Source organism: Herbaspirillum sp. ST 5-3 (genome assembly GCF_004804275.1).
Classification (GTDB): Bacteria; Pseudomonadota; Gammaproteobacteria; order Burkholderiales; family Burkholderiaceae_D; genus Noviherbaspirillum.
The window spans coordinates 46147-67862 of the sequence record NZ_STGI01000013.1; the positions used below are offsets into that span (position 1 = coordinate 46147).

A 21716-nucleotide genomic window follows, 5' to 3' on the forward strand; every position below is an offset into this window, starting at 1 on the left:
TCCAACACGGGCCGTGATCTGGTTCAGACTGCGTCTGCGCCAGTCTCGCCGGTGCGAATCCGGATCACCTGCTCCACATTCCGCACGAAGATCTTGCCGTCGCCGATCTTGCCGGTCCGTGCGGCCTTGATAATCGCATCCACCGCCTGATCAACCACCTTGTCGTCGATGACCGCTTCGATTTTGACTTTCGGCAGAAAATCAACCACGTATTCGGCACCGCGATACAGCTCGGTATGCCCTTTCTGGCGGCCGAAACCCTTCACCTCCGTCACCGTCAAGCCGGTAACGCCGATTTCGCCAAGCGCTTCACGCACTTCGTCCAGCTTGAAAGGTTTAATGATTGCAGTAACCAGCTTCATAACAACTCCTTAGATTGAATGTCACTCACGAAATCTTGATGTAATCGGGTAGCGCCAGTCGCGGCCGAATGCACGGTGCGTGATGCGGATGCCGATCGGCGCCTGGCGGCGCTTGTACTCGTTGATCTTGATCAAACGCGTGACACGCTCGACGTCCTCGCTACGATACCCCGCCGCGATGATCTCGGCAATGCTGCGGTTCTCTTCCATGTACATCTGCATGATCGCATCCAGAACCTCGTAGGGCGGCAGCGAATCCTGGTCGGTCTGGTTCGGCCGCAGTTCCGCCGAAGGCGCGCGGGTCAGGATGCGTTCCGGGATCACCTCGGAAACGGAATTGCGGTACTCGCACAAACGGTACACCAGGGTCTTGGCAATGTCCTTGATCACCGCGAAGCCGCCCGCCATGTCGCCGTAGAGCGTGCAGTAGCCGACTGCCATCTCGCTCTTGTTCCCGGTTGTGAGAACGATGGAACCGTACTTGTTCGACAGCGCCATCAATATGGTGCCGCGGATGCGCGCCTGGATGTTCTCTTCCGTGGTGTCTTCCGGCAGCCCCTTGAACTCTTGCGCCAACGTGCTGCGGAATGCATTGAAGCAGTCGACGATCGGGATTTCATCGTAGCGCACGCCGATGCGCTTGACCATCTCGCGTGAATCGAGCCAGGAAATCTCCGCAGTGTATGGCGAAGGCATCATCACTGCGCGCACCTTGTCGGCACCCAGTGCGTCCACCGCCACCGCCAGCGTCAATGCGGAGTCGACGCCGCCGGATAGCCCGATGAGCACGCTGGGAAAACCGTTCTTGCCGATATAGTCGCGCACGCCGAGCACCAGCGCCTTGTACACCTGCTCCTCGATCGATTGTTCCGGCGCAATCGGCCCGGAAACCGGACGCGCCCCGTCGAACTCGATGATTTGAAGATCTTCTTCGCAGTGCTTCAACTGCGCGCAGACGGCACCCGTTGCATCCAGTGCGAAGGAATTGCCGTCGAAGATCAGCTCGTCTTGCCCGCCGACCAGGTTGGCGTACACCATCGGCAAACCGAGCGAGGACACGTTCTTGCGCATCACGTCATAGCGCAGATATTGCTTCTTCATGTGGTACGGCGAGCCGTTCGGCACCAGGAGCACCTGCGCGCCCTCTTCCTTTGCCCGTATCGGCGTGTGGCTGGCCCAGGTATCCTCGCAAATGTTGATGCCGAATCGAACCCCCTTCACGTCGAATACCAGCGGTTCATCCGAGGACGAAAAGTAGCGTTTCTCGTCGAACACCGTATCGTTCGGCAGATCATGTTTCCGGTAGGCGCCAAGCACTTTTCCGTTCAGGATGACCGATGCGGCATTGAAGCGTCGTCCGTGGTGCAAGATGGGTTGGCCGACAATGACATGCACATCCTTGAGGTCGGCCAGCTCGGCCATCAATGCCTCAAACTGTTCCGCCGTTTTTGCGTAGAATGACTGACGCAGCAACAAGTCTTCCGGCGGATAGCCGGATAGCGACATTTCCGGCGTCAGGACGATGTCTGCGCCCAGCACTGCTGCGCGGCGGGCAAAATCCGCGATTTTTGTGCGGTTTCCGGCGAGATCGCCAACCGTACTGTTGATTTGAGCAATGGCAACTTTGACTGTCATGGTGAAAATTACAACGACCGAATCCGCTAAATGCATTAACAATCGTGAATTATCGCACGCGAATCGTCTCTTCTCTTTCCGATATCGGTCAAGCGGCCTGGGATGAACTCGTCGCCGCGCAGGCGAACACCAATCCTTTCCTTTCCTTCGCGTTTCTCGATGCCTTGCATGAGGCGGGTTGCGCGTCGCCGGAAACCGGCTGGCAGCCGCAATATCTGACGCTATGGCATGGCGGCCGGCTGGAAGCTGCGCTTCCCCTTTACGTGAAATCCCATTCGTATGGCGAATATGTATTCGACTGGGCCTGGGCCGACGCTTATCGCCGCAACGGCCTGGAGTATTACCCGAAGCTGTTGTCTGCGATTCCGTTCACTCCCGTGACAGGAAGCCGGCTGCTGGCGCGCAATCCGGACGCAGAGGGCGCGCTGATCGATGCATTGTGCGAACTGCAGGCGCAAAACGGCCTGTCATCGACGCACATATTGTTCCCCCCCGAACGGCAGGCGCGTGCACTGCAGGAAGCGGGTTTCATGCTGCGCACTGGCGTGCAGTTTCACTGGATCAATCAGGGGTACCGGGATTTCGATGACTTCCTGGCCACACTCGACCGAAAGAAGCGCAAGAACATCCGCGCCGAGCGGCGCAAGGTGCAGGAAGCCGGCATCAGCTTTCGCCATCTGCGCGGCGCGCAGGTCAGCAAGGCGGACTGGCATTTCTTCAAGCGTTGTTACGACCGAACCTATGCGGCCCACTACTCGACGCCCTATCTGAACCTCGACTTCTTTCTTCGCATCGGCGCCAGCATGCCGCAGAATATCCTGCTGATCATGGCCGAACGCGAGAACAAGCCGATTGCCTGCTCACTCGTCATCCATGATCAGAACAGCTTGTATGGACGCTACTGGGGAGCGGTCGAAGAAGTGCCATGTCTGCATTTTGAAACGGCCTATTACCAGCCGCTGGAGTTCTGCATCACAAAGAAGATTCAGTGCTTCGAAGGTGGCGCGCAAGGTGAACACAAGATGGCGCGCGGGTTTCTGCCGCAAAAAACCTGGTCCGCGCACTGGCTTGCCCACCCTGCCTTTGCGGAGGCCATTGAACATTTCCTGGAACATGAAAGCGGCGGTATCGATGCCTACATTGACGAACTGGAAGAACGCAATCCGTTCAAATCCGGCGCCGATACCTCCGGTTAATAACCTATAAAAACCGAATGTTTCGCGCAGATGCCTGAATTGCCGAGTTTTCCGGCGCACCTGATATAACGCCTTGCCAAAATCAAAACTTCCCGGCATGCTCTCGGCATCATGTCAGTTCCCGCCATTGCACCGGTCACTCCCGCCATCAGCCGACTTGGGCGTTTTTACGTCACGCGAGAACTTGGCCGCGGGACGGTGGGCTGCGTTTACCTCGGCCACGACCCGGTCATCGGTCGCGAAGTCGCGATCAAGACGTTCAATCCACGCCTGACGCCATCCGAGAGAAACAAGTACGAACAACAGTTCATCAACGAGGCGCGCGCCGCCGGCCGCCTTGCGCATCCTCACATCGTCACGATCTATGACGCCTCGGTCGAAAACGGAGCGACCTACATCGCGATGGAATATCTGCAGGGACGCGGTTTGAATCGGGTGCTGGATAGCGGACATCGCTTCAAGCCGGATGAAGTCGCATCGATCGTCTGGAGGCTGGCCGACGCGCTCAACCATGCTCATCAGCACCAGGTCATTCACCGCGACATCAAACCGGCGAATATTTTCATGACCGAAGGCGACCTGCCGAAGCTGATCGATTTCGGGATTGCGCGCTCGCCCAATCGTCTCGCAGACAAATTCGCGCATGCGGATGATCCCGTCACGCTATTTCACGGCAACAACGTGGTTGGCACGCCGAACTATATGTCGCCCGAGCAGGCATCCGGAAAACCGATCGACGAGCGCACGGACATCTATTCGCTCGGAGCGGTCATGTATGAAATGCTGGTCGGCCGCCCTCCTTTTCATGCCGAAAACGCGGACAAGTTGCTGCAACAAGTCATCACCAAGGCGCCGCCCGCGCCTGTCGAACTGGATCAGCGCATACCGGTCGTGTTGTCCCAGATCGTGATGAAGGCAATGAGCAAGCGCCCGGAAAAACGCTACCAGAGTGCCGAGCAGATGGCGCTCGAAATCAAGCGTTATTTGCTGAAGGAGCAGCGTGCGCGGCGCCGCATGCGACTTGCGCTGCCACCGGAAGCGCAGAGCAAACGCGAAGGATTCCTTGCAAGTCACAGCATGATGGCCTGGCTCGGGTACTTTTCGCTGACCGCCGCAACGGTACTAACGGGCTTTGTGTTGCTGCGCTAACGCGAATTGAGCGCAGTCAGAATCTGCCCCTTGAGCGTCTTGATCAGCGCCGTTTCATCCGTCGGCACGCCTTCCGGCGCTGCCTGCGTCCGGTCGGCATAAAACAATCCGAGCTGCTTCTTCTGCACCACAAGCGGCAGAACGATGAAGCTGCGCGCGTCCGAGAACAGAGTGCGATACCAGGCAGGAAGCAGGTCGCGGATCTTTTGCGCAGTGGCGTCGGAGATCATGAGATCGGCATCGTTTTCCATTGAGAGGTGAAACAAGTCACGCGCCGTCGCTACTGGAAAAACAAAACCCGCCTGACGGTCGACATTGTTCTCGCCTATCGATATCCGCGCCTTGAATTGATGGCTCTGCATGTCCTTCAGGACGACAGTAGCGAAGCGGAATCCCATGCTGTTATACAGCGTTTCAAGCACCAGCAGCATCAGGTCATTGACCTTGCAGCGTCCGGACGCCATCATCTGCGTTACGTCTTGCACGCCGGCCAGCAAGAGATCGCGCGCGTTCATCGGTTTGCCGCTGGCATGACGCTCGGTAACCTGAAGCGGCAGAGCCTCCTCGGCCGTTTGCATCATCAGATCGTCAAGCAGGTCGGGCGCGGCGCTCTGTCCTTGCTTCGCCGCAGAGCCTGATCCCATGCTCTCGGCTGCGGCGGCATTTTCGGAGCCGGCCTCTGTCGCGGGATGGTCGAAATGCTCGTCCGTGTGCAGCGCCAGCTCGATATTGGCTGCAAGTGTTCGCGCTTCCTGTGCCACACTGGTAAACAGCAGGTTGAGCTTCGTCTGGTCGAGGCCGAGCGCGGTGCCGAAGCGAGCCAGAACCGCCTTCACCGCGGCATCCTGTCCGGCACTGTTGACGCCCGGAATCAATCGAGCAGCGGCGGAACTGAAGGCGGCCACCTGCTGAACCCATTCCTGTCTTGACCTGGCTGTTTTCAGCACACCACCTGGCAAGGGCGCAAGCGATTGCACGATGGTGTCAGGCATTCTCCATTCGCGCAGAACCGCGTCCCCCAGCATGTCGAAACTGCAGCTCAGCACCTGCATCGATGCCTGGGATGGCGAGTGACTGCCGCTTTCCACCAGCTTGTTGATTCGGGCATACAGGTCGTGATCGTGCGCAGCGACCAGCAAGCGGCCAATGTTCTTGAAAAGTGCGGCGATCGCCGCCTCCTCGCCGTCCTTGAAGTGCCCGCGGCGCGCCATCTCGCGGCCAATGATGCTGGCGCACAGCGCGTGAGCAAGCTCATTGCGTACACTTTTCGCATGCTTGCCCGACATGCGGTCGACCAGCAGCATCGCCAAAGCCGTGGTTTTTACCGCATCGAATCCGAGCATGAAAATCGCCTTCGATACCGTCGTGACCGGCGTACCGGATGCGGTTCGGTAGTTCACGGTGTTGGCGATGCGCAGTATCTTCTGGGTCAGCGCCACGTCGGATAGAATGAAGTGCGCGAGATCGCGAATCGCCTCGTCGTCCGATGAGGTCATCTGCACGACGCGGGAAACCGAACTGCCAAGGGCGGGCAAGTCCGCTTCACTGCTGATTTTCTGCAGCAGGCGGTCGCGCGCCGAAGTGGCGGATTCGTCGCCGGCAACCGAGAATCCGCTATCGGCCCTGGACGGCCCGGTGTTTTCAAAGACCACTTCTAAAGACTCCCGCGTGTACGCAAGCTGACGAAACCAATGATGACCCATCCAACGCGAATTGTCGATGCGTCGACAATTCCGCAACAACAGTTTTATATCGGCCGATGCCCGGTTTAATTGAGCCTCGCGATCGATGTTCGTTCAATCGACGACATCGCCGCCCAAGCCCTGCTTAAGGCACAAAAAAAGCGCACTGAAAAGTGCGCTTTCTTCTGTCGCAGGGCAGCTTATTTGCTGTGCTCCCTGTTGTAGGCCGCGACGCCGTTGACGATTTCTTTCTTCGCTTCGTCCGGGCCGTACCATCCCTCGATCTTCACCCATTTGCCCTTTTCGAGGTCCTTGTAGTGTTCGAAGAAGTGCTGGATCTGCTGCAGGCGAAGTTCGTTCATGTCCTCCGGTTTTTGCCAATGCGTGTAGATCGGCAGGACCTTGTCCACCGGAACTGCCAGCAATTTTGCGTCGCCGCCGGCTTCATCCTTCATCTTCAGTACGCCGATCGGGCGGCACCGCACGACAACGCCCGGGATCAGCGGGAACGGGGTAACCACCAGCACATCCACCGGGTCACCATCATCCGAGATGGTTTGCGGGATGTAGCCATAGTTGCACGGATAATGCATCGCGGTGCCCATGAAACGGTCCACGAAGATCGCGCCGGTTTCCTTGTCCACTTCGTACTTGATCGGATCGGCGTTCATCGGAATTTCGATGATGACATTGAAATCGTCCGGCAGATTCCGGCCGGCGGGCACATTACTCAAACTCATGTTGCTCTCTCAAAATGAAAAAATTCTGGAATTCCGGAATTATAACGGCTTTCATTCCCGCCTTGTGCGTCGCAGCAGACGGTTCGCCGCGCGATGCAACCCTCACCGACTATGTCAGGAGCACGTCAGCAAGAAGTGTTAGATGACAGGAATGCGTCACAGAACGGTGGCCAATGCGCACTGCCGGTAATGCGCAGCTGCCTGGTCGGGCTGGTTCAATGCCTCGTGGAGTTGCGCCAGCTTCAAATGCGCCTGACGAACGGTCTCCGGCTCGGTCGTGTCGGATAGTGCGTGTTCCAGGTGGCGCTGCGCCTTCCCCCATAGTTTCTGGCGCAAGCAAAGCGTACCCAGCGTCAACGCCAGCTCGGGATCATTCGGTCGGGTCTGAGCCCACTCTTCGCAAAGTTCAATCTGCGCGAGCAAGGCCGAAGAACCCTCGGTCGCCGCGGAGTTGCCGTAGGCACGCACCAAACGCTCGTCCCAGCCGGCCGCCAGTGCCTTTTCGACGATGCTGCGTGCTTCGTCCTGCAATCCCCGCGCATTGAATGCTTTTGCCGCGCGAATGGCGACGTAGGGCTGTACCCGGTCCTCGCCGGGAATGTCGGCCCACACATTACGAAGCGATTCCGCGTCATGCGCATTGTTCGACAGCAAGGCTTCATAGGCCAATTCCCGGAGGCGGCGCGACAATGCCGGGTGCAAGGCATTGCGCTTGTCCAGCAGACGCACCAGGCGCAATACTTCCGGCCAGTTCTTCGCACGCTGGTTGGCCTTCAAGGCCAGCCGCAATGCATGAATGTGCCGGGTGCCGCTGGAATTGAGTTCCTTGATTGCCTCCAATGCGGGTTCGGACTCATAGCCATCGATCGACAGCTCCATCGCCGTCATGAGGCGCGCCGTCTTCAGTGACGAATCATCCTGCGCCTTGGCAAGCCACACGTCACGACGATCGGGTTGCCCGATGCGATGTGCCGCACGCGCCGCGATCAATGCCGACAATCCGGCGTTGTCCGCGCATTCGGCGGCACGTGCGGCAGCTTTCTCCGCGTGTCCGAAGCGGCCTTCGAACAAGGCCTTGAGCGCGTCACGCAATGCGCGATTGCCTTCGCGCTCCCGCTTTTCCCTGCGATACGCGGCCACGCGTTGCGGCATTTGCTGTGTGCTGCGGATCGCATTGAAAATCGCAAACAGCACGACAAACAGCACCGCCATCAACACAATGAAAAAATTGAGCGACAGGTCGATGCGGTATGGCGGATAAAAGAACACCACATTGCCCAGGTTGAAGCGGGCACCGACGGCCAGGCCGATAGCGGCGGCGAACAGGATAACGAGCGAAAGGAAGATGCGCATTGTCCCGGACCTTTACGGCTTCGCCTTGTAATTCCGCACCGCGTTCAAGCTGTCTGCCAAGGTCGGCATTTCGATCGAAATGTTGCTAGCCTGGACTTGACGCAACAGGGCCTGCGTCGTTTGCGTCTGCTTGGCGCGCGTGTCGAAATAGCGGCTGATCGCATCTTGTGCCGACACCAGATCGCTGCGGAATGCCGCTTCATTGCGCGTCAGGAGAGCGACCCGCGCATTCAGCAGGCGCAGCTTCAAGTTCTCTCGTGCGTAGTAGGATTGTGTCGGCGAAAGCAGCAGCGCATCGGGAATATCGACATTGCGCACGCGGATCAGTTGGCGAACCTCGGTCCACATCTCGTTGGTCCAGCTGTCCCACTTGTCACCCAGGTCCGCGATCCAGTCGGATGCGCTGCTCCTCGCCTTGTCGGTTGTCGGCTTGGCCTCCGCCTTTTTAGGTGCTCGACGGGAAGCCTTCGGCTGAGTCGGTGCAAGCACGGGCTTTTCATCGGACAGCAAGGGCATGTTGTCGATCTGCCCGATGACACTGTCCAGGCGCAAGGCAATTCCTGTCAGATCAACGGTCGGCAACGCCTTGAGCCGCTCCAGGTCTTTCGCGATCGCGCGGCGGATCATGATGAACTGGGGCTTGTCCGAACGCGACAGGCGGCTGTCTGCGTTTTGCAGGGCGATGATTGCTCCCTGCACGTTGCCGGCCAGTTGCAATTGCTGGCTGGCGGTGGACAGCACCTGTTCGATTTCGGCCAGCGCCCAATCGTCGCGATTCTTCGACAATTCCTGGTAAAGCTGCTCCAGCGCCAATTGCTGACTTTGCGCTTCCGTCTGTTTACTTTCCAGCACGTTGACCTTGGCCTGCAGCTCCCGCATGCCGTCTTGAACCGTCTTCACCAGCACTTTGGTTTCGGTCGTGAGCGATTCGCCGCTTTTCAGGCGCTGCGCCACTTCGTCGCGCAAGCTGCTGATTTCGTGTTGCGCAGACCACCACTGCGCAATCAACAGCAACGCAAGAATGCTCAATCCGCCATACACCGGCTTGAGCGTTTTCTGCAGGCGTGGCGCATTATCATTTTGCAAAGGCGCGCGGGATGTCGTCGACTCCGCCTGTTGCGATGGCGGAGTCGACTGGAAGGATTGACCGGGGTCGGAAGAAGGAGGCAATTCGTTCATGCTCGAAATTGTAACGCGGCTAACAGCTGTTCGTCGCCTGATCCGGTCTGCGTCAGCTTGACGAATCCGAGCATTCGCGCATTTTCCGCGATGCGCGCATGGGGCACGATGAGTCTTTGCTGTTGCAATTTAACCACGCCCTGGTCACCAGCCAGCCCTCGCACCATGTCCGCGAGGATGCGCAGGGCCTCGGAGCTGGTGATGATCCAGTCTCCTTCGCAATCCAGCAAGCGCAGCAATTGTTCGCGTGCCGGCTGGTCGAGAACCGGCGCAGCGCGCCGGTAAGCGGCAATTTGCTCGACCTGCACGCCTTGGTCGCGCAAGGCGTCGGCGAGCAGCTCGCGACCTGTCTCACCGCGCACGATCAACACGCGCTTGCCGCGCAATGCTTCAAGGTCCAGCACTTCAAGCAGGGTCTGCGAATCGGTTCGATGCGGATCGATCGGACTGATGATGTTGGCATTCGTCGACGTCAAACCGTGGTTTGCCAGCGCAAGCTTGCTGCCCTCGCCCATCACGGCGATGGCAACCTCTTTCGGCCACTCTTTGAGAATACTGAACGCGGCGTCGATGGCGTTCGGACTGACGAAGGCGACCATTGCGTAGCTCGCCAGGTCATCAAGTACCGCCTTCAATTTCGACTGATCGGGCAAGGGCTGTATGTCCAGCAAGGGAAACACGACTGCCTCTCGTCCCTGCTCCACAATGCGCCGGGCAAGCTGCCTGGCCTGCGCTAGCGGACGCGTGACGACAACGGGATGGGAAGATTGGTCTGTCATTGGCTGTAGAAGCTGGGGCGTCATGCCTTGTCAGGCGCAAGAGATCGACTTCCGCCCCGTGTATGCAGGATGCGATCGACTTTCATCAACCGCATCCGCTGTCGGTATCAGGCTGCGTCCATTGCCCGACATGCTGCCAGGATGTCGTCCGCGCCTTGCGATTGCAAGGCCAATGCAATCTGCTGGCCGAGCAATTCAGGCGCATTCGCCGGACCGGATGCGTCAGCGGTCGCGATGCGCTTGCCGTCCGGCGTCGCGACCATCGCGCGCAGGTGCATCGTCGCCTGGCCGTCGACGGTTCCGAATGCGGCAAGCGGAATCTGGCAGCTGCCGCCGAATGTGCGCGACACGGTGCGTTCCGCGCTCACTGCCTGGGCAGTCGACTCGTGGTTGAGCGGAGCAAGCAGTTGCAGCAAGTCGTCGCGGCCATCCAGGATTTCGATCGCCATCGCGCCCTGCCCCGGTGCAGGCAGGCTCTGTTCAGGTTCGATCAATGAGCGGATGCGTTGAGCCAGTCCGAGGCGCTTCAGGCCCGCCGCCGCGAGAATGATCGCTGCATATTCACCGCGATCCAGCTTGCCGAGGCGCGTATCGAGGTTGCCACGCAGCGGGCGGATCACCAGTTTCGGAAAACGCGCGGCGATCAATGCTTGACGCCGCAGACTGCTGGTGCCGACCACGGCGCCATCGGGCAAGTCATCAAGCGATGCATATTCATTGGAGACGAAGGCATCGCGCGGATCTTCACGTTCCAGGACGGCGGCCAGCGCAAACCCCTCCGGCAACTCCATCGGCACATCCTTGAGCGAATGCACGGCGAGGTCCGCACGGCGCTCCGCCATCGCGACTTCCAGCTCCTTGACGAACAAACCTTTGCCGCCGACCTTGGACAGTGCGCGGTCGAGGATCTGGTCGCCTTGCGTGGTCATGCCGAGAATTTCGATGCTGCACTGCGGATATAATGCCGACAACCTGGCGCGGACATGCTCCGCTTGCCACATGGCCAGACGACTTTCGCGAGACGCAATCACTAACTTGGAGGGAGGGGAAACTTTCACGGAGGGCTCTTTCGAATTTCAATGATGCTGACCGCATCGATTTTATCATGCACATACGTGCCTCCCGGTGGCCGCGAGCCACTTTCTAGTGTAAAGCTGATTGCAATCAATCAACATGTCAAGACAACAGAACCTCCCGGCGCCGGTCAACAAGGCCGCGAACGATAAAGACGCCCCACTGAAAGAAGATATCCGCCTGCTGGGCCGACTGCTCGGCAATGTCCTGCGCGAACAGGAAGGCGAAACCGTTTTCCACGTCGTCGAGACCATCCGCCAGACGGCGGTGCGTTTTCGCCGTGAGTCCGACGCCCAGTCCGGCGCAGAGCTCAACAAGATGCTGAAGAAACTCACCCGTGATCAGACAATCACCGTGGTGCGCGCATTTTCGTATTTCTCCCACCTCGCCAACATCGCCGAAGACCAGCATCACAATCGCCGCCGCCGTGCCCATCTCCTCGCGGGATCGGCGCCGCAGCAAGGCAGCATCGCATATGCCTTGTCGAAGCTGGACGACGCCGGCGTATCGGGCGCGACCGTGCGCCGCTTCTTCAAGGAAGCGTTGATCTCGCCGGTCCTGACAGCGCATCCGACCGAAGTGCAGCGCAAAAGCACGCTCGACGCGGAGCGCGAAATCGCCCGCCTGCTGGCCGAACGCGATCCCCCGCTCACGCCCAAGGAACTGGCGCACAATACACAATTGCTGCACGCCTGCGTCGCAACGCTGTGGCAGACCCGCATGCTGCGCTACACCAAGCTGACCGTGGCCGATGAAATCGAGAATGCGCTGTCCTATTACCGCATCACCTTCCTGCGCGAACTGCCGGGACTCTACGACGACATCGAAAACGAGATCGCCGCGCAGTTTCCGCAACGGCATGCCGAGGAAAAAGACTTTCCTCCCTTCGTGCAAATGGGGAGCTGGATCGGCGGCGACCGCGACGGCAATCCCAATGTAAATGCCGGCACGATGCAACACGCGCTGATGAGCCAATCGACAGCGATTTTCGATTTCTACCTGGAGGAAGTACACGCATTGGGCGCGGAATTGTCGATTTCCACCCTGCTGGTCAGCGTCAGCCCCGAGTTGCAGGCACTGGCCGACAGTTCGCCCGACCAGTCCGAGCATCGGATGGACGAGCCATACCGCCGCGCGCTGATCGGACTGTATGCACGTCTGGCCGCAACGGCCCGCAAGCTCGGCGCGGCTCACGTCCTGCGGCAGGAGGTCGGCTCGGCCGCTCCCTACGAAACCGCCGCCGAATTCACGCGCGACCTGCAGGTGCTGGCCGATTCGCTCAAGGCACATCACGGCGCAGCTCTCATCAAGCCGCGCCTGGCAACGGTTAAGCGCGCCTCGGAAATCTTCGGCTTCCACCTCGCCACGCTCGACATGCGTCAGAGTTCCGACGTGCACGAACGGGTTCTTGGCGAATTGTTCTCCCGTGCCAAGGCGCATCCGAACTACAGTGGATTATCCGAAGACGAAAAGGTCGAATTGTTGCTCGATGAGCTGGGCAAGCCTCGCCTGTTGTATTCGCCTTATCTCGACTATTCCGCCGAGACCGGCTCGGAGCTGGCGATCCTGCGCGCTGCGCGCGAAATCCGCCAGCGCTACGGCGATCGGGCGATCCGCAACTACATCATCTCGCACACGGAAACGGTTTCCGACCTGCTGGAAGTCTTGCTGTTGCAGAAGGAAACCGGTCTGCTGCACGTCGAATGGGACCACGCGTCGGGGCAAGTGCACGATGCGCGCATGGAATTGATGGTCATCCCCTTGTTCGAGACCATCCCCGACTTGCGCTGCGCGGCCGGCATCATGGAAGCCTTCATGTCGCTGCCGCAGGTCCGTCACCTGCTTGCGAAACAGGGCGATCTGCAGGAAGTGATGCTCGGCTATTCCGACTCCAACAAGGATGGCGGCTTCCTCACGTCGAACTGGGAACTGTACAAGGCGGAAACGCAGCTCGTGGAATTGTTCGACGGCGCGAACGTCAAGCTGCGCCTGTTCCATGGGCGCGGTGGCACGGTAGGCCGCGGCGGCGGCCCCAGCTACGAGGCGATCCTCGCGCAACCGGCCGGCACCGTCAACGGGCAGATCCGCTTGACCGAGCAGGGCGAGATCATCGCGTCGAAATTCTCCAATCCGGAGATCGGCCGACGCAACCTGGAACTGCTGGTAGCCGCGACACTGGAGGCCAGCCTGATGCCGCATGCGCCGCAAGGACGCCGGGCAAAGAAACTGGCCGGGTTCGAGAGCGTGATGGAAGAGTTGTCCGCTCGTGCCTATCGCGCCTACCGCGATCTTGTGTATGAAACGCCGGGTTTCACTGATTACTTCTTCTCGGCGACGCCAATTGCGGAAATCGCCGAGCTCAACATCGGATCGCGGCCGGCCTCGCGCAAGTCGACGCGCCGCATCGAGGACCTGCGAGCGATTCCCTGGGGTTTCTCGTGGGGTCAATGCCGACTCCTTCTACCCGGCTGGTACGGCTTTGGCAGCGCGGTGTCGTCCTGGCTGCATGAAGATGCGGACGTGAAGGAGCAAAAGAAACGGCTCGCGGTGCTGCGCGCGATGTTCAAGGAATGGCCGTTCTTCGCCACCTTGTTGTCGAACATGGACATGGTGTTGTCCAAGACCGACCTCGCGGTCGCGTCTCGCTATGCCGAGCTGGTTGCCGACAAGCGATTGCGCAACAGCATCTTCAAGCGCATCGTGGAAGAGCACGAGCGCACGACGACATGCCTGACGACCATCACCGGCGCCAAGGAACGGCTGGCCAGCAATCCGCTGCTGGCACGCTCGATCAAGAACCGGTTTGCCTATCTCGACCCGCTCAATCACTTGCAGGTAGAGCTGATCAAGAGGCATCGCGCTGCGACTGCCGAGGGACGCAAGCTGGATGAGCGTGTGCGGCGCGGCATCCATCTGTCGATCAACGGCATTGCCGCAGGCTTGCGCAACACCGGCTGATCTTCGCGTTCGGAGAACAAGGAGAAAGTTCTCTCGCGCCGGCCAGATAGGAAAGCGTGCCCCGATGATTCGGGGCACTTTTTTTGCAAAAGCTTACCGAACCAGCGCCTTCACCACTGGCCATTGCCGTCGCGAAATCGGCAGCCGCTCATCGACATCGCGCAGAATCACCTGCCATGATTCATGCACCTTGTCCTGCTCGCTGTCGCTATCGATAGCCTGCACGCCCCGTTCGACGCCGACGATCGCGTTGCGGGCGACCAGCGCGTTACGGTGTACGCGCACAAAGATGTTTTTGAATTCTTCTTCTATCGAGGTGAGCGATTCTTCGATCAGATAATCCTGCGCTCTGGTGCGCAAGGTCACGTATTTCAATTCCGCCTTGAGGTAGAGGACGTCATTGACCGGCACCAGGAGCAGGCGTCCGCGCTCCTGCACTGAAAAGTGCTGGCGTGCCGATTGCAGGGCCTTCCCGGCGCCTGTAATCGCCTCGGCCTGCGTTGAGGATTGCGCGCGCATTGCACCGGCGCGCCGGATGGCGTCCGCCAGACGCGAAGCGCGTACCGGCTTCAAGAGATAGTCCAGCGCGTGCACCTCGAATGCTTTCACGGCGAATTCATCGAAGGCGGTCACGAAGATCACGGCCGGCGATGCCGCTGCATTCCTGATGAGGTGCGATGCCAGTTCGATTCCGGTCATGCCGGGCATTTGCACGTCGAGCAGAACGATATCCGGCCGGACGTCGGCGATACCATCCAGCGCCGCTTGCGCACTGCTTGCCTCGCCAGAAAGTTCGTGCGGACACTCTTCCGCAATATCCGACAGCAAGGTCTTGAGCCGCGAACGCGCCGGAGCCTCGTCATCCACAATGAAGAGGCGCGGTTTCATGCGGCTCCCTTTACATAAGGAAAGCGCAAGCGCACCTCGAAGAAACCACGCACGATTGTCGTCGTCAGTTGCGCCTCGACGTCGTACAACAATGCCAGTCGTTCGCGAATATTTTCCAGCGCCATGTGATTGCCCACTCCCGCGGGTGCCTGTTCATGAAATGCATTCACAACAACAATTTCGATGCGATCAATGGAACGGCTGACCTGAATCCTGACCGGAGAGGCTTCCATCGCCGGCTCCACCCCGTAGTGCACTGCGTTTTCAAGCAAGGGCTGCAGCAACAGGACGGGAATTTGCGCCTTGCGCAGCACTTCCTCACCGATGTTGTCGGTTTCCCATGTCACTTGCAAGCGCTCGCCCAAGCGGATTTTTTCGATCGACAAGTATTGCTTGCACAGGCGAATTTCGTTCTCCAGCGTAGTCATGTTGCGCGGGTCGCTCATCAATACCCGAAACAAATCCGCCAGGTCTTCCAGTGTCGTTTCCGCGCGACGCGGTTCGGAGCGGATCAGCGACAACACCGCGTTCAGGCTGTTGAACAGGAAATGCGGCCGAATGCGTGCCTGCAGCGCCTGCAAGCGTGCCTCCACCAGTGCCGGTGAATGCGCCCGCGTGCGCAGCTCGAAATAATGCTGGAACAGGCCGCCAAGGAGTGCGGCGGCGATGGCGCCCTTCAGGATGGTCAAGTTGGCAAAACCGCTCATCAACCAGTCCACCATCGAGAACATGTACACAACGGTTGCCGTAACCGCGGCCGGCACTACCCAACAGGCGGCGCGCTGAGTCCAGCGCCACAGCGCTTCCGTCGCGCCGGAACGGGGAACCATGCGACGCAAACCACATAGAGCGAACAAGGACCAAAGGCATGCCAATTCGACCATCATTGACGCTTCGACAAACTCCAGCATGCCCCGCTCCCAGTTGCTGGCCTGGATGAGTATGCCTGCGAGCACTGCGGCATTGACGCCAAGCAGCGTGCGGAACACCACGCCAATGTTGCAGCAGTCCGGAATGAGAATCTCGGTCGGACGGTCGGCCTTGGCGGAAGCGATAGATAACGGCATAGGCAAGGCTTGTTTTATAATCACATATTCACCGGAACCCGATTATGACAGCACAACTCTCCAAAAAAAGCGAGGCCTGGTCGGCCCGTTTTTCCGAACCCGTCTCCGACCTTGTCAAACGTTACACCGCATCGGTGTTCTTCGACAAGCGCATGGCCGACGCCGATATCCAGGGCTCCCTTGCCCATGCCGAAATGCTGGCGCACCAGGGCATCATCAGCGCGCAGGACCATGCGGACATCCAGCGCGGCATGGCGCAAATCCAGTCCGAAATCGCGTCGGGAAAATTCGAATGGCTGCTTGACCTGGAAGACGTTCATCTGAATATCGAAAAGCGTCTGACCGAGCTGGTCGGCGACGCCGGCAAGCGACTGCACACCGGGCGTTCGCGCAACGATCAGGTGGCGACCGACATTCGCCTGTACATGCGTTCGGCGATCGACGATATCGGCAGCCTCCTGCGCGACCTGCGTCTGTCGTTGCTGGATCTCGCCGAACAGCATGCCGGCACCATCCTTCCCGGCTTCACGCACATGCAAGTGGCGCAGCCAATCACCTTCGGCCACCATATGCTGGCCTATGTTGAAATGTTCAGCCGCGATGCCGAGCGCATGATCGATTGCCGCAAGCGCGTCAACCGGCTGCCGCTGGGTGCAGCCGCCCTGGCCGGAACGACCTTCCCGATCGACCGCGAACGTGTCGCAAAAACACTCGGCTTCGACGAAGTGTGCCGCAATTCGCTGGATGCAGTGTCTGATCGCGATTTCGCCATTGAATTCTGCGCCGCGGCCGCATTGGTCATGACACACGTGTCGCGCATGTCGGAAGAGCTGGTGATCTGGATGAGTCCGCGCGTCGGCTTCATCGACATCGCCGACCGTTTCTGCACCGGCTCATCGATCATGCCGCAAAAGAAGAACCCGGATGTCCCCGAGCTTGCACGCGGCAAGACCGGCCGTGTGAACGGCCACCTGATCGGTCTGCTGACGCTGATGAAGGGCCAACCGCTCGCCTACAACAAGGACAACCAGGAAGACAAGGAACCCTTGTTCGATACGGTCGACACCGTGACCGATACGCTTCGCATTTTCGCCGACATGGCGCGCGGCATTACCGTCAAGCCGGAGGCCATGCGTGCGGCAGCACTGCAGGGCTACGCGACGGCAACCGACCTGGCCGATTATCTGGTCAAGAAGGGCTTGCCGTTCCGCGATGCCCATGAAGCAGTGGCGCGTGCCGTGCGTACCTGCGAACAGCGCGGTTGCGATCTCACCGACCTGTCGCTGGACGAGATGCGCGCGTTCTCGCAACTGATTGAAGCCGATGTCTTCGACGTGCTCACGCTGGAAGGATCGGTCGCCGCTCGCAATCACATCGGCGGCACCGCGCCGGATCAGGTCCGTGCAGCGATTGCACGCTGGCGTGCGCAACTGGGCTGATATAAGGTTGAAGACGTGCCGCCGGCGATCGCGTATTGCGTCGGCGGCACGGTTGAAGTGAGTTTTTAACGCGTCGCCAGCAAGATTCAAAAGAAGCGCGTACACTGCTCGGCATGCATCAATCCGCATCGGATCAATGACACGATGGATGATGCAGGCAACTCCTCTCGCTCCCTCGCGACTGTCACAGTCGCCCTCTTCAAAAAACGAATGCAGTACGTGTTAGTACGTAAGCATTGACACCTAAACATCGCTGTTTAGATGAAAAAAACACGCACCTATTGCGTCGCAACATGAAAAGAATATGCCCCCTCTCGGGGAAGTGTTCGCTTGCAAGTTGAAATGTCATATACTCCCCCCGAACCATGAACAGCCCCACTTCGCGGGGGAAGCGGCCGCAAATAAAAATCAAGCGCGCCGGACCACTGATTTTTTTCATAATTGGAGACACAACCATGTCTTTCTTACTCTCGTTATCGAGGCTCATTGACACAATCAATGAGAAAATCGGACTCGGCGTCAGCTGGGCTCTCCTTCTCTCCGTTCTGATCTGCACGGGCAACGCAATCATCCGGTATTCACTCAATACCAGTTCGAATGCATGGCTTGAAATTCAGTGGTATCTGTTTGCAGCGATTTTCCTTCTCGCGACCTCGTATACGCTGCGCCGCAACGAACACGTCCGCATCGACGTGATCGCCGGCCATCTCTCCAAGCGCACGCAAGTATGGATCGACCTGCTCGGCTTTCTGGTTTTCCTGTTGCCGATGTCGATCATCATTCTCTACTACGCTGTTCCGTATGCATTGCTCTCCATCGAAAACCAGGAAGTCTCCAGCAACGCCGGCGGCCTGATCGTCTGGCCCGCCAAGCTCCTGATCCCGGTCGGCTTCCTCCAGTTGACCATGCAAGGTATCTCCGAGCTCATCAAGCGCATCGGCTACCTGCAGGGCAAGGTAGATGCCAGCGCATTTGAAAAGCACGCCGCAACGCCGGAAGAAGAAATCGAGGCGATCAAGGCAGCAAACAAACTTAACTGATCGGCGGAGAGAAAATAATGGAGCAGTTTCTGATTGCGAATATGGCGCCGGTGATGTTTGCCGCGCTTGTGGTGTTCCTGCTATCCGGTTTTCCGGTAGCGTTTTCCCTGGCCGCGAACGGTTTGTTCTTCGGCTTCATGGGAATCGAGTTCGGCTTGCTAAAGCCCGAGCTGCTGCAGGCCTTGCCGAATCGTATTTTCGGCATCATGGCCAACGATACGCTGCTGGCAATTCCGTTCTTTACCTTCATGGGTCTGATTCTCGAACGTTCGGGCATGGCGGAAGACTTGCTTGATACGATCGGCCAGTTGTTCGGACCTATCCGTGGCGGCGTGGCCTACGCGGTGGTCTTTGTCGGCGCATTGCTGGCGGCAACTACGGGCGTGGTCGCGGCCTCGGTGATCTCGATGGGTCTGATTTCCCTGCCGGTCATGCTGCGCTATGGCTACGACAAGAAGCTGGCTTCGGGCGTTATTGCCGCATCCGGCACGCTGGCGCAGATCATTCCGCCGTCGCTGGTGCTGATCGTGATGGCCGACCAGTTGGGCCGCTCCGTCGGCGACATGTACAAGGCGGCCTTCGTACCCGGTCTGTTGCTGACGGCAATGTATGCCGGCTACGTTCTCGCCGTGTCGATCTTCAAGCCGCACGCTGTGCCGGCGCTTCCGCCGGAAGCGCGCAATCTGCGCGAACCCAACGGTCGCAGCGGCGTGGTTTCGCTGTTGGCCTTGATTATCCTGGCGGTCGCCGGATCCTACGCCTTCGGCTCGTACTACGGCGCAGGCCATCCGAATGCACCGAGCGATGAAGTCGGCATCTTTGCCGCCTCCGTGGGTATTGCCGGCGCATTCATTCTGGCGCTGCTCAATCGCAAGCTCAAGCTGGGCCTGCTGTCGCGCATGGCAGAACAAGTCGTGTTCGTCCTGATTCCTCCGCTGGCGCTGATCTTCCTGGTGCTCGGTACGATTTTTGTCGGTATCGCAACCCCGACCGAAGGCGGCGGCATGGGCGCATTCGGCGCGCTGGTACTGGCAATGATGAATCGTCGCCTGTCCTGGTCCTTGATGAAACAGGCAATGGATTCGACGACCCGCCTGTCCTGCTTCGTGGTGTTCATCCTGATCGGCTCCAGCGTATTCAGCCTGGTGTTCCGCGCAGTGAATGGCGATCTGTGGGTCGAGCATCTGCTGACATCGCTGCCCGGCGGCACGACCGGCTTCCTCATCGTGGTCAACCTGCTGTTCTTCGGACTGGCCTTCTTCCTGGACTTCTTTGAACTCGCGTTCATCCTGGTTCCGCTGGTCGGACCTGTGGCCGACAAGCTGGGCATCGATCTGATCTGGTTCGGTGTGTTGCTTGGCGTGAACATGCAGACTTCGTTCATGCACCCGCCGTTCGGTTTCGCACTGTTCTATCTGCGTTCGGTGGCGCCGAAAGAGGTCAAGACTTCCGACATTTATTGGGGTGCGATCCCGTTCGTGCTGATCCAGGTCATCATGGTTGCACTGATCATCATGTTCCCGCAGGTAGTATCGATCGGCAAGAAGACCGACATGAAGGAACAGATCGAACTGAAGATCGATATCCCGACCGGCGGACAAAGCAGCGATGCGCCGCAGTTGAATTTCTCGACGGACAGCGACACGAAGGCAGACGAGGCACCGCAGTTGAACTTCTCGTCGGACGCAGACAAGAAGTAATCCGCTCTTCCCGCTCGAAGCCCCGCACGGATATCCCTGCGGGGTTTTTTTATGGCTTGTCGGTCCGAAGGCTCTTGTCCGGTGCTGCCTTCCGAATGGGGCAATAAAAAACCCGCAGGGCTTGCGCGCTGCGGGTTGATGCTTACGTCGAGAGTTCTGCCTCAGCCGCCCGACCTTACACGGTTGATCATGTAATTTTGCATGCTCGCTTCGGCCACCGAGAACCATTGCGTCTGATCTTGGCGGAAGCGCTTCCAAGGCTCATAGATCTTCTTGAACTTCGCATTCTTGGAAGCTTCTTCTTCCATCACATCATGCGCGGCCTTGTAGCAGGCATCCATGACGTCCTTGGAGAAAGTTTGAAGTTTGACGCCGTTCTTCAGCAGGCGCGCCAGCGCGGCCGGATTGCGTGCGTCGTATTCCGCCTGCATCACGACATGTGCCTCGAAAGTCGCTGCCTCAAGCGCTGCCTGATAATCCTTCGGCAGTTTTTCCCATTCCTTGATGCCGACATAGAAGGACAGTTGCGGACCGGCTTCCCACCAGCCCGGTGAATAATAGTATGGCGCAACCTTGAAGAAGCCGAGCTTTTCATCATCGTATGGTCCGACCCATTCGGCCGCGTCGATCGTTCCCTTTTCCAGGGCCGGATAAATGTCGCCGCCGGCGATTTGTTGCGGGACCAGACCAAGACGCTGCATGACTTTACCGGCGAAGCCGCCGATGCGCATTTTGAGGCCGTTCAGGTCTTGCACGGTCTTGACCTCCTTGCGGAACCAGCCGCCCATCTGCGTACCGGTGTTGCCGCCCAAGAAGTTCACAATACCGTAATCCTTGAAGTAGGAACGCAACAGTTCGCGGCCGCCACCCTGATCGAACCAGGCGGTCTGCTGGCGCGAGTTCAGGCCGAACGGAACGGCGCAATCGAATGCGAAGGTCGGGTCCTTGCCAAAATAGTAATACGACGCTGTATGCCCCATTTCCACCGTTCCTGCCTGCACCGCATCCATCACCTGCAGCGCCGGCACGATTTCGCCGCCGGCAAAAACACGAATATTGAATTTTCCATTGGTCATTGCCGAGACGCGACGGCTGAAGGTCTCCGCAGCGCCAAAGATCGTGTCGAGGGATTTCGGGAAGCTCGACGCCAATCGCCAATTAATGGTGGGTTGGGATTGTGCGAGTGCCGGTGCCGCAATGGCAGTAGCCGATGCGCCGACTGCAGCCTTCTTGAGAAAGGAACGACGTTGCATGTATATGTCTCCTGGATATAGGTTTGAAAAGTCTTTAAGACTTCGCGCAAACACGCCTTATTGTTGTGTAACAAGGCGGCCTACGCTCGGCAAATTGTATTTCTTGAATACATTTACTGCAACGTGAAAATTTGCTGGCTGAAAAACTGTTTTTGAAGAAGACATTTGCCCGTTTTGGCAGATCTCGAGCGACGCGATCGGTATCCGGAATACAGGCGAAAA

At 58.7% G+C, this 21716-nt stretch carries 17 protein-coding genes; 6 read left to right on the top strand and 11 right to left on the bottom strand.

What is annotated here, in order from left to right:
- Positions 1–23: 23 nt before the first annotated feature.
- Both E6W33_RS21185 and E6W33_RS21190 read right to left on the bottom strand, forming a co-directional pair.
- Positions 24–362: a P-II family nitrogen regulator gene (locus tag E6W33_RS21185; RefSeq protein ID WP_136419327.1), complete on the bottom strand. Its 339-nt coding sequence runs from the start codon at positions 360–362 to the stop codon at positions 24–26.
- Positions 363–383: 21 nt separating this feature from the next.
- On the bottom strand, positions 384–1997 hold the full coding sequence (locus E6W33_RS21190) for an NAD+ synthase (protein WP_136419328.1): 1614 nt from the start codon (positions 1995–1997) through the stop codon (positions 384–386).
- A gap of 44 nt (positions 1998–2041) precedes the next feature.
- Between E6W33_RS21190 and E6W33_RS21195 the strand changes: the two genes are divergently transcribed.
- Positions 2042–3193, top strand: coding sequence for a GNAT family N-acetyltransferase (locus E6W33_RS21195; protein WP_136419329.1), 1152 nt, complete (start codon positions 2042–2044; stop codon positions 3191–3193).
- Between the two features lie 111 nt (positions 3194–3304).
- On the top strand, positions 3305–4342 hold the full coding sequence (locus tag E6W33_RS21200; RefSeq protein ID WP_136419330.1) for a serine/threonine-protein kinase: 1038 nt from the start codon (positions 3305–3307) through the stop codon (positions 4340–4342).
- On the opposite strand, the gene E6W33_RS21205 is transcribed toward E6W33_RS21200, so the two are convergent.
- From E6W33_RS21205 to hemC, 6 genes are all read right to left on the bottom strand, one after another.
- The gene (locus tag E6W33_RS21205; protein WP_247869726.1) at positions 4339–5994 is read right to left on the bottom strand and encodes an HDOD domain-containing protein; all 1656 of its coding nucleotides are present in this window, start codon (positions 5992–5994) and stop codon (positions 4339–4341) included. The two genes, E6W33_RS21200 and E6W33_RS21205, sit on opposite strands and share 4 nt — an antisense overlap.
- Before the next feature lie 230 nt (positions 5995–6224).
- Entirely contained in the window at positions 6225–6764 is a 540-nt protein-coding gene (gene ppa, locus E6W33_RS21210; RefSeq protein WP_136419332.1) for an inorganic diphosphatase, read from the bottom strand.
- Between the two features lie 156 nt (positions 6765–6920).
- Positions 6921–8117 (bottom strand): heme biosynthesis protein HemY, encoded by a 1197-nt coding sequence (locus E6W33_RS21215; protein WP_136419333.1) that lies wholly within the window; start codon positions 8115–8117, stop codon positions 6921–6923.
- Between the two features lie 12 nt (positions 8118–8129).
- A complete protein-coding gene (locus E6W33_RS21220; protein ID WP_136419334.1) occupies positions 8130–9296 on the bottom strand; it encodes a uroporphyrinogen-III C-methyltransferase in 1167 nt (388 codons plus the stop codon).
- Positions 9293–10075, bottom strand: a complete 783-nt coding sequence (locus E6W33_RS21225) for a uroporphyrinogen-III synthase (protein ID WP_136419335.1) — start codon at positions 10073–10075, stop codon at positions 9293–9295. Before E6W33_RS21225 ends, E6W33_RS21220 begins: the two co-directional genes overlap by 4 nt.
- Before the next feature lie 107 nt (positions 10076–10182).
- Entirely contained in the window at positions 10183–11133 is a 951-nt protein-coding gene (gene hemC / locus E6W33_RS21230; RefSeq protein ID WP_136419336.1) for a hydroxymethylbilane synthase, read from the bottom strand.
- A 115-nt stretch (positions 11134–11248) separates the two neighbouring features.
- Between hemC and ppc the strand changes: the two genes are divergently transcribed.
- Positions 11249–14107: a phosphoenolpyruvate carboxylase gene (gene ppc / locus E6W33_RS21235; protein ID WP_136419337.1), complete on the top strand. Its 2859-nt coding sequence runs from the start codon at positions 11249–11251 to the stop codon at positions 14105–14107.
- A gap of 93 nt (positions 14108–14200) precedes the next feature.
- Here the strand turns inward: ppc and E6W33_RS21240 are convergent, their stop codons facing one another.
- Together E6W33_RS21240 and E6W33_RS21245 are read right to left on the bottom strand one after the other, a co-directional pair.
- Positions 14201–14995 (bottom strand): LytTR family DNA-binding domain-containing protein, encoded by a 795-nt coding sequence (locus tag E6W33_RS21240; protein ID WP_136419338.1) that lies wholly within the window; start codon positions 14993–14995, stop codon positions 14201–14203.
- Positions 14992–16062: a histidine kinase gene (locus E6W33_RS21245; RefSeq protein WP_136419339.1), complete on the bottom strand. Its 1071-nt coding sequence runs from the start codon at positions 16060–16062 to the stop codon at positions 14992–14994. Before E6W33_RS21245 ends, E6W33_RS21240 begins: the two co-directional genes overlap by 4 nt.
- 44 nt (positions 16063–16106) lie before the next feature.
- Between E6W33_RS21245 and argH the strand changes: the two genes are divergently transcribed.
- From argH to E6W33_RS21260, 3 genes are all read left to right on the top strand, one after another.
- A complete protein-coding gene (gene argH, locus E6W33_RS21250) occupies positions 16107–17501 on the top strand; it encodes an argininosuccinate lyase (RefSeq protein ID WP_136419340.1) in 1395 nt (464 codons plus the stop codon).
- Between the two features lie 455 nt (positions 17502–17956).
- A complete protein-coding gene (locus tag E6W33_RS21255) occupies positions 17957–18541 on the top strand; it encodes a TRAP transporter small permease subunit (RefSeq protein WP_136419341.1) in 585 nt (194 codons plus the stop codon).
- A 17-nt stretch (positions 18542–18558) separates the two neighbouring features.
- On the top strand, positions 18559–20241 hold the full coding sequence (locus E6W33_RS21260) for a TRAP transporter large permease subunit (RefSeq protein WP_136419342.1): 1683 nt from the start codon (positions 18559–18561) through the stop codon (positions 20239–20241).
- Positions 20242–20402: 161 nt separating this feature from the next.
- Here E6W33_RS21260 and E6W33_RS21265 read toward each other — a convergent pair whose 3' ends face one another.
- Positions 20403–21494: a TRAP transporter substrate-binding protein gene (locus E6W33_RS21265; protein WP_136419343.1), complete on the bottom strand. Its 1092-nt coding sequence runs from the start codon at positions 21492–21494 to the stop codon at positions 20403–20405.
- Positions 21495–21716 lie beyond the last annotated feature (222 nt).